The sequence below is a fragment of the Streptomyces sp. NPDC054872 genome (assembly GCF_053610705.1).
Window position 1 is genome coordinate 192,161 of sequence record NZ_JBSGYY010000010.1, and the last position, 7,640, is coordinate 199,800.

Sequence of the window (7,640 nt, forward strand, 5' to 3'; positions counted from 1 at the left end):
ATTCCTCCCATGACCGTCCGACCCGTGGTCAAGCGCACCGCCCGTGCCGTCCTGCTCGACGGCGACGACCTGATCCTGATCAAGCGGACCAAACCCGGCGTCGATCCCTACTGGCTCACCCCTGGTGGCGGCGTGGAGCCGGAGGACGCGACCGTCGTCGACGCGCTCCATCGTGAGGTGCACGAGGAGCTCGGCGCCAAGGTCTCCGACGTCGTGCCCTGCTTCGTCGACACCGTCGAGCACATCGGCGAGGACGGCGGCGCGACCGGCGTCAAAGTCCAGCACTTCTTCGTCTGCCGCCTGGAATCCATGGACGCCTCGCTGCGCCACGGCCCGGAGATGGAGGAGCCGTGCGGCGAGTACGAGATCGTCCACGTGCCCTTCACCCGGGTCGGGATCGCCTCGGTCCATCTCGTACCGCTGTCCTTGCGGCACTACCTGGACGGCAACATCGAGGGCGTACGCGCGATGCACGCACCTGATCTGGGCTAATCGCCCGCGGCGACCAGTTCCTCGACAGAGTCGTGGCGGATGCGGCCGGCCGGGATACCGATGTCCCGCAGCGCGTCCACTCCACTGCGGATCATGCCGGGCGGACCCGAGAGGTAGGCGTCGTACTCGTTCCAGGGGCCGTACTCCCGCACGGCGTCCGGGAAGTGGGCGTGGCCGTCCACGACGGGGCGGACCGAGAGCCAGGGGTGCGTCTGCTGAAGTCGCAGCATCGTGTCGATGTCATACAGGTCGTGGTCGCTGCGGGCGCCGTAGAAGACCTCCACCGGCCGCCGTTCGCCGTGCTCGGCGACATCCTCGACGAGTGCCTTGATGGGGGCGATGCCGGTGCCCCCGCCCAGACAGAGCAAGCCGCTGTCGGTGGTGTGGTCGACGGTCATCGAACCGGCGGGCGCGCCGAGCCGCAGGACATCGCCGGGGCGCGCGTGATGCACCAGGGCGTTGGAGACCCAGCCCGCGGGGACGGCCTTCACATGGAACGAGAGCAGTCCGTCGGAGCGCGGAGCCGACGCGAACGAGTAGTGCCGCCAGATCCGCGGCCACCAAGGCGTCTCCAGGCTCGTGTACTGGCCTGCGAGGAAGGGGTACGGCTGATCGGGCCGGACGGTGACGACAGCGATGTCAGGCGTCCTGAGGTCGTGTGAGACCACCTCCGCCAACCACCAGGCGGGCGCGCGCAGTTCATCCGCGGCAGCCGCGTCGATCATGATCTGGGAGATCGTCGTGTACGTGCGGACCCAGGCGGCCTCGGTCTCCTCGTCCCAGACAGCGCTCGCGTACCGGCTGAGCGAGCCGATCAGGCACTCCCCGACGGCAGGGTAGTGCTCGGGCCGCGTGCCGTACTTGCGGTGTCCGCGCCCGAGGTTCTTCAGATACGCGGCGAGTACGTCGTGGTGGTCGATGTGCTCGGCCGCGGTCAGCAGCGCCTTGAGCAGCCGGTCGCGCTGGGTGTCCATCGCGGCGGGGAACAGGGGCCGCAGGTCGGGGTGCCGGGTGAAGAGCAGCGCGTAGAAGTACGAGGTCACCTTGTCCGACACGGGGGCGATCTCGGCCATCGTGCGCTGGACGCGGATCGCGTCGGGGGACCCCGAGGGCGAGGAGGGCTTCCGGGGTTCCGGTATGCGCTCGGAGCGCAACTCGGGCTGCGGTGCGGGGGCCTGCGGGGTGCCGTGTGCCGCGGCCGGGGCGGGCGCCGGTGTTGCGGCGTCCCGGGCTGCCGGTATTCGCTCCTCGGCCGCGTGCCCGGGTACTACCGCGTACTCGGGTACGTCGGCTTGCTCAGGCGCGACGGCGTGCTCAGGTGCGGCCGCGCGCTCCGGCTCGGGCGCCGTCCAGGCTTCCGGGCCGGGCGTCCCCGGCCTGCCCACCGGACGTATGGCGGACACCCGGCGTCCCTCGGTCGCCTCGGGCTCACCGCCCTCGGGCCTTGTCGGCTGCTCGCCGCCCTCCGACGGCTTCGGCGCCTTGCGTGGGGTGAACCAGCCGCCTCCACCGCCGTTGTCGCCGGAAGTACCGTTACCCGCCGACGTGGTGGTCGGAGCGTCCATGCTGTGCCTCGCCTCGAACATCTCTCAGTCGGTCCGTGCACTTCCCTGAAGGAAGCCGCTTGCTTTCCCCGCTCCGCCTCGGCAGCCAATGTGGCCACATTGAACCTCGGATTACCGGACCCTACGGACAAGTAGGCAATAAATGTGACATTGCCCGCAGCTACCTCACCGCAGCGTCCCATCCCGCACCGTGACGCCGGCCGCGTAACGGAAAGTTCAGGTCTTCGATCTCTTCGTCCCGTTAGGCTGCGTTGACCTCCGCCCGCGCCCCCCAGGGGTGCGCTGAGATGCACCCGGCCCGAACCGGACTCGACCATACCGGCAGCCGTCCGGCGCACAAGTCCCGCCGCCCGTCACCGGGAATTCAGGGATCGATGCCCTCCAATTGCCCCAATTACCTGGCGCCACGCACCAATTCATACGCCTTACGCAGATCACGCCCGACATAAGAGTGGGTGGCGAGCCCGACGAGCCGATGATCCGCATTGACAGCGACCGAAACAGGCACCGCTCCGAACAGGTCCAGGTCCGAGAGCGAGTCGCCATAAGCGATGCAATCGGACTGCCCCACCCCGAACTCTTCACACAGCCGGTTCGCGATCTTCACCTTGGCCGCGGCATTGAGAATGCCCGCCGGATTCACCGGCTCGGTGAAGGGCACGGAGGGGAAGCGCGACCCGTGCGCGGCATGCGCACCCCAGCCGAGCAGCCGCTCCACGAAGAACGACGGCGACAGCGAGATCACCGCGCAGTAGTCGCCACCCTCCCGGATCTCGGCCCAGGTTTCCCGGATTCCCGTCAGCCACGGTGCCCCCTCGAAGGCGGCGGTGACCTGTGCATCCGTGAGGTCCGTCCACAGAGCGTGCACCCGAGCCGCGTACTGGGGCGAATCGATCCGCTGCGCCACGAAGTCCCGTTCCAGCTCCGCGATCTCCGTGTCGAGGCCGAGCTGGCGTGAGATCTCCACGGGAGCCGCCGTGCCGTGCAGCAGCGTTCCGTCCAGGTCGAAGAGATGAAGGCGTGCCATGTACGCCGAGGCTAGTACCCGCGGTTACTCCCGCTGTCAGACGCCTTCGGCCACCGCTCGCGGCACCGTGTTTCACGTGAAACTAAGCCGCCCCGCTCGCCGGGCCACCCTCGTCGTCCATGTCATCGCCGCCGCAAGCTGGCTCGGGCTCACGCTTGGCCTGCTCGCGCTTGCTTCCGCGGCCATCACCACGGATTCCGCCTCGGTCATCGAGGCCGCCGCCCGCTCCATGAAGCTCTTCGCGGACTGGCTGGTGCTGCCGCTCGCGCTGCTCACCTTGCTGAGCGGTCTGCTGCTCTCCCTGGGCACCCCTTGGGGACTTGCCAGGCACCGCTGGGTCTACACGAAGTTCTGGCTGACCCTGGCCACCACCGCCGCGTCGGCATTCGCACTGCGTCCGGGCATCAACGACACGGTCGTCACCATTTCCGCGGGCGAGCAGGTGCCAGATCCGACCGGGCTGATCGCCGGACCCATCGTCTCCTTGAGCGCCTATCTCTTCATGACGGTCATCTCGGTACTCAAGCCCTGGGGACTGACCCGCCGTGGCCAGAAGCGACGTGACCAAATCCAACGTGGTTCTGCCCACAAACCGGTGGACGCCGAGGTCGTGCGTCAGACAGCCTGAGCCGAGTGTCGACACCTACCCTCTCCGCTCTGCCCATCCGCCGACTGACCCTCCGTGATCTCACCGCCTGCGCCGACTTGTCGCAGGATCGAGGCTGGCCACGCGAGGACCACAAATGGGGGCTCCTGCTCTCGGCCGGCACGGGCTACGGCATCGACGACCCCGACGGTGGCGGCCTCGCCGCCGCCTGCGTGGTCACCGAGTACGGACCACAGGAGCGCCCCGGCCTCGGAGCGATCGGCATGGTCCTCGTCGCCGAGCGCCACGCCCGCAAGGGCCTCGGCCGCCGCCTGATGCGGTACGTCGTCGAGGGCGCGGGGACCACCCCGCTCACCCTCCACGCGACGCCGAACGGCCAACCCCTCTATGAGCAGCTCGGGTTCAAGACCACCGGTCGTGCCGAAATGGTCCGCGGCCGCTTCACTCCCGGCGGCCCGCTGCCGGATGTCGCCACCCGTCCGGCAACCGCGGAGGACCTGCCCGCGATCGTCCGGCTCGACACCGAGGTCTTCGGCCTCGACCGCACGCACGTCCTCACCCGGCTTCGCGCCTTCGTCGATCAGCTGCGGGTCGCGGAGGCGGACGGCACAATCACGGGCTACGCGGGTGCCTGGCCGAACATGGAGACCCATGTCATCGGCCCCCTGATCGCTCCGGACACGGAGACCGCGAAGGCCTTGATCACCTCGCTCGCCGAAGGCTCGGACCGGCCGCTGCGCACCGACATCGACGTACGCCATGAAGACTTGCTCGCCTGGGTGAAGGAACGCGGCCTGGAGCCGATCGCCTTCAACGCCGTGATGACGTACGGCATCCCCGAGCTGCCCGGCGACTGGACCCGTCGCTTCGCGCCACTGACGGTCGCTGCCGGCTGACCGCACGCAGAGGCCCGCCCCCGCACGCCGGATACTCCCAGCGCCCGGGGGCGGGCCTTCGTCGTGCTCGCGCACGGCGCCGTACGTCCGTGTCGTACGCGTGCGACGTACTTCCGCTGTCGTACTACGCGAGGGACTCCACGGCCGTCGTGGCGAACCCGTGGTCCTGCTCAGGAGCTCCGCCGCCGACGCCGATGGAGCCGATCAGCCGGCCGTCACGGTGGACCGGGACGCCACCGGCGATGAAGAGCAGCGGCCGGTCGAGGGCGGTGGGCAGGGTGTGGAACGGGCCGTCCGGCTTGACCAGGTCGACGAGGTCGGCGGTCGGGGCGTTGAGCTGAAGCGCCGTGTACGCCTTACGGGTGCTGGTCTCGCCGGAGATCAGTACGGCCCTGTCGTCGCGCCGGAAGGCGAGCAGATGGCCGCCCGCGTCGAGAACAGTGACGCTGACCGTGACACCGGCGGCCTCTGCCGCGAGGCGCGCCGCGGTGACGAGTGCCTCGGCGTCCTGGGTGGTGAGCGGGGCGACGGCGGGGGTGGTGGTGCTCATGAGGTTCTCCTTGTGCGGTGGTGCTTATGAGGGGGGAAGGGGGGTCAGTGGTGGACGGGCGTCGCCTGCTCGATGGGGGCGGCGCTCGCGACGACCGGACTGGGAGCGGCTGAGCGGCGCTCGAGCGTGGCCGAGACGACGGCCAGGAGGAGCGCGGAGCCCGCCAGTACCGCGCCCACCCAGTTGGGTGCGGTGTAGCCGAGGCCTGCGGAGATCACGAGGCCGCCGAGCCAGGCCGAGAGCGCGTTGCCCAGATTGAAGGCGCCGATGTTCATGGCCGAGGCGAGCGTGGGAGCGCCGGAGGCCTGGTCGAGCACCCGCTTCTGCAGCGGCGGCACGGTGGCGAAACCCAGGGCGCCGATGAGCGTGATGGTCACGGCTGCCGCGATCTTGTTGTGCGCGGTGAGGGTGAAGAGAGCGAGCACGACGGCCAGCGAGCTGAGCGAGATGTAGAGCAGCGGCATCAGGGCGCGGTCCGCGAACTTGCCGCCGATCAGGTTGCCCGCGACCATGCCGAGGCCGAAGAGGACGAGGAGCCAGGTCACGGAGGAGTCCGCGTAGCCGGCGACGTCCGTCATCATCGGCGCGAGGTAGGTGACGGCTGCGAAGACTCCGCCGAAGCCGAGGATCGTCATCGCCATGGCGAGCAGCACCTGGACATTGCGGAAGGCGGCCAGTTCGTGGCGCAGCCGTACGCCCTCGGGCTTGGGCAGGTCCGGCACCAGCTTGGCGATGCCTGCCAGGCCGATGACGCCGAGCCCCGCGACGACGGCGAAGGTGGTGCGCCAGCCGAGGGTCTGCCCGACGAGCGTGCCGAGCGGCACACCGACCACGTTGGCCACCGTCAGGCCCGTGAACATCATGGCGATGGCCCCGGCCTTCTTCTGCGGTGCGACCAGTTCTGCCGCGACGACCGAGCCGATGCCGAAGAAGGCTCCGTGGGCGAGCGAGGCGACCACTCGGCCCGTCAGCATGACGCCGAAGACCGGAGCCACGGCGGAGAGCAGGTTGCCCGCGATGAACAGGCCCATGAGCAGCATCAGCATGCGCTTGCGCGAGATGCGGGTGCCGAGGACGGTCATCAGGGGAGCGCCGAGGACGACGCCGAGTGCGTAGCCGGTCACGAGGAGACCGGCCGTGGGGATGGAGACGCCGAAGTCACCCGCGACCTCAGGGAGCAGTCCCATGATCACGAACTCTGTGGTTCCGATTCCGAAGGCCCCGATCGCGAGGGCCAGTAGCGCGAGAGGCATGGTTCTACCTTCCAAGGTGATTGCAGGTGCGCTTAGCTAGCGTCCACAATAGTTGCACACGCGGGTTACTTGCAACCGCTGGATATTGCACCGGTGGACTATCCTGGCTTGCAGCAGCTCCGGGACGGAGGAACAAGAGCCATGACAGCGACGGACCCCGCACTCACCGCCCTTGCACAGGGTTGGTGCGCGCTCTCCCTGCTCCACGGGAAGATCGAGACCCACATCGAGCGCGCCCTGCAGGCCAAGCACGACCTGAGCGTGCGCGAGTACTCCCTGCTGGACGTCCTCAGCCGCCAGCACGACGGGGAGGGCGGCCATCTGCAGATGAAGCAGGTAGCCGACGCCGTCGTACTCAGCCAGAGCGCCACCACGCGCCTGGTCACCCGGCTCGAGGACCGCGGGCTGCTGTCCCGCTACCTCTGCCCCACCGACCGCCGCGGCATCTACACGGACGTCAGCGAATCGGGCGCCTCGCTGCTTGCCGAGGCCCGCCCCACCAACGACACCGCGCTGCGCGAGGCGCTCGACGAGGCGGCATTGAATCCGGAACTGGCGCCGCTGGTCAGGGCCGTGGAAGCGGTGAGGGCCCCGGCGTAAGGCAGCCGGCTACGCAGTGGCCTTCCGGAAAGGAACGGTGGCCTCCCGAGAGATTGGGTGGCTGCATAGGCTGCGCCTCATGGGAGATCTTGAGATACGCCCGGCGGTCGCCGACGACATCCCCGCCATCGTGGAGATGCTCGCTGACGATCCCCTGGGCAGCACACGCGAGTCACCGGACGACCTCACCCCCTACCTCGCCGCGTTCGAACGGCTCGCCACGGACCCGAACCAGCACCAGGTCGTCGCCGTACGCGAGGGGCGCGTCGTCGGCACACTGCAGCTCACGATCGTTCCGGGCCTGTCCCGGAAGGGAGCGCTGCGGTCGATCATCGAGGGCGTCCGCGTTCACGCGGACGAGCGCGGCAGTGGTCTCGGCACCCGCTTCATCGAGTGGGCCGTCGATGAATCCCGCCGACAGGGCTGCCAGTTGGTGCAGCTGACCTCCGATGCCACCCGCACCGATGCCCGCCGCTTCTATGAGCGGCTCGGGTTCACGGCATCACATGTGGGCTTCAAGCTGCAGCTCTGAAGCTGCGTTGATGTGTCACACCGGTGGGGGGGGGGGGTTTTGGGGGGAAAACCAGCCCCCCCCCCGCGCCCCCCCCCGAGGGGGCCCCGCCAAGTGGGGGCCCCCCCCCCCCGCCCCG

General features: G+C 69.2%; 9 protein-coding genes. 5 read left to right on the forward strand and 4 right to left on the reverse strand.

Annotation, left to right across the window (positions count from 1 at the left end; translation table 11 throughout):
- The first annotated feature begins 9 nt into the window (after positions 1–9).
- Positions 10–492, forward strand: a complete 483-nt coding sequence (locus ACWGIH_RS15020; RefSeq protein WP_453449146.1) for an NUDIX domain-containing protein — start codon at positions 10–12, stop codon at positions 490–492.
- On the opposite strand, the gene ACWGIH_RS15025 is transcribed toward ACWGIH_RS15020, so the two are convergent.
- Both ACWGIH_RS15025 and ACWGIH_RS15030 read right to left on the reverse strand, forming a co-directional pair.
- On the reverse strand, positions 489–2,057 hold the full coding sequence (locus ACWGIH_RS15025; RefSeq protein WP_453449145.1) for a globin domain-containing protein: 1,569 nt from the start codon (positions 2,055–2,057) through the stop codon (positions 489–491). The two genes, ACWGIH_RS15020 and ACWGIH_RS15025, sit on opposite strands and share 4 nt — an antisense overlap.
- Before the next feature lie 394 nt (positions 2,058–2,451).
- Positions 2,452–3,084 carry an HAD family hydrolase gene (locus tag ACWGIH_RS15030; protein ID WP_453449144.1) on the reverse strand — a complete coding sequence of 211 codons (633 nt, stop codon included), beginning with the start codon at positions 3,082–3,084 and terminating at the stop codon, positions 2,452–2,454.
- Between the two features lie 76 nt (positions 3,085–3,160).
- On the opposite strand from ACWGIH_RS15030, the gene ACWGIH_RS15035 reads away from it, so the two are divergent.
- Both ACWGIH_RS15035 and ACWGIH_RS15040 read left to right on the forward strand, forming a co-directional pair.
- A complete protein-coding gene (locus tag ACWGIH_RS15035; RefSeq protein WP_453449211.1) occupies positions 3,161–3,712 on the forward strand; it encodes a DUF2269 domain-containing protein in 552 nt (183 codons plus the stop codon).
- A 5-nt stretch (positions 3,713–3,717) separates the two neighbouring features.
- Positions 3,718–4,587: a GNAT family N-acetyltransferase gene (locus ACWGIH_RS15040; RefSeq protein ID WP_453449143.1), complete on the forward strand. Its 870-nt coding sequence runs from the start codon at positions 3,718–3,720 to the stop codon at positions 4,585–4,587.
- Between the two features lie 124 nt (positions 4,588–4,711).
- Here the strand turns inward: ACWGIH_RS15040 and ACWGIH_RS15045 are convergent, their stop codons facing one another.
- Both ACWGIH_RS15045 and ACWGIH_RS15050 read right to left on the reverse strand, forming a co-directional pair.
- Complete coding sequence (locus tag ACWGIH_RS15045; protein ID WP_453449142.1) at positions 4,712–5,137, reverse strand: GlcG/HbpS family heme-binding protein; 426 nt, start codon at positions 5,135–5,137, stop codon at positions 4,712–4,714.
- A gap of 44 nt (positions 5,138–5,181) precedes the next feature.
- Positions 5,182–6,390 carry an MFS transporter gene (locus ACWGIH_RS15050; protein WP_453449141.1) on the reverse strand — a complete coding sequence of 403 codons (1,209 nt, stop codon included), beginning with the start codon at positions 6,388–6,390 and terminating at the stop codon, positions 5,182–5,184.
- Positions 6,391–6,531: 141 nt separating this feature from the next.
- Between ACWGIH_RS15050 and ACWGIH_RS15055 the strand changes: the two genes are divergently transcribed.
- Complete coding sequence (locus ACWGIH_RS15055) at positions 6,532–6,990, forward strand: MarR family winged helix-turn-helix transcriptional regulator (RefSeq protein ID WP_453449140.1); 459 nt, start codon at positions 6,532–6,534, stop codon at positions 6,988–6,990.
- Positions 6,991–7,069: 79 nt separating this feature from the next.
- Positions 7,070–7,522, forward strand: a complete 453-nt coding sequence (locus ACWGIH_RS15060; RefSeq protein WP_451219643.1) for an N-acetyltransferase family protein — start codon at positions 7,070–7,072, stop codon at positions 7,520–7,522.
- The last annotated feature ends 118 nt before the right edge of the window (positions 7,523–7,640 follow it).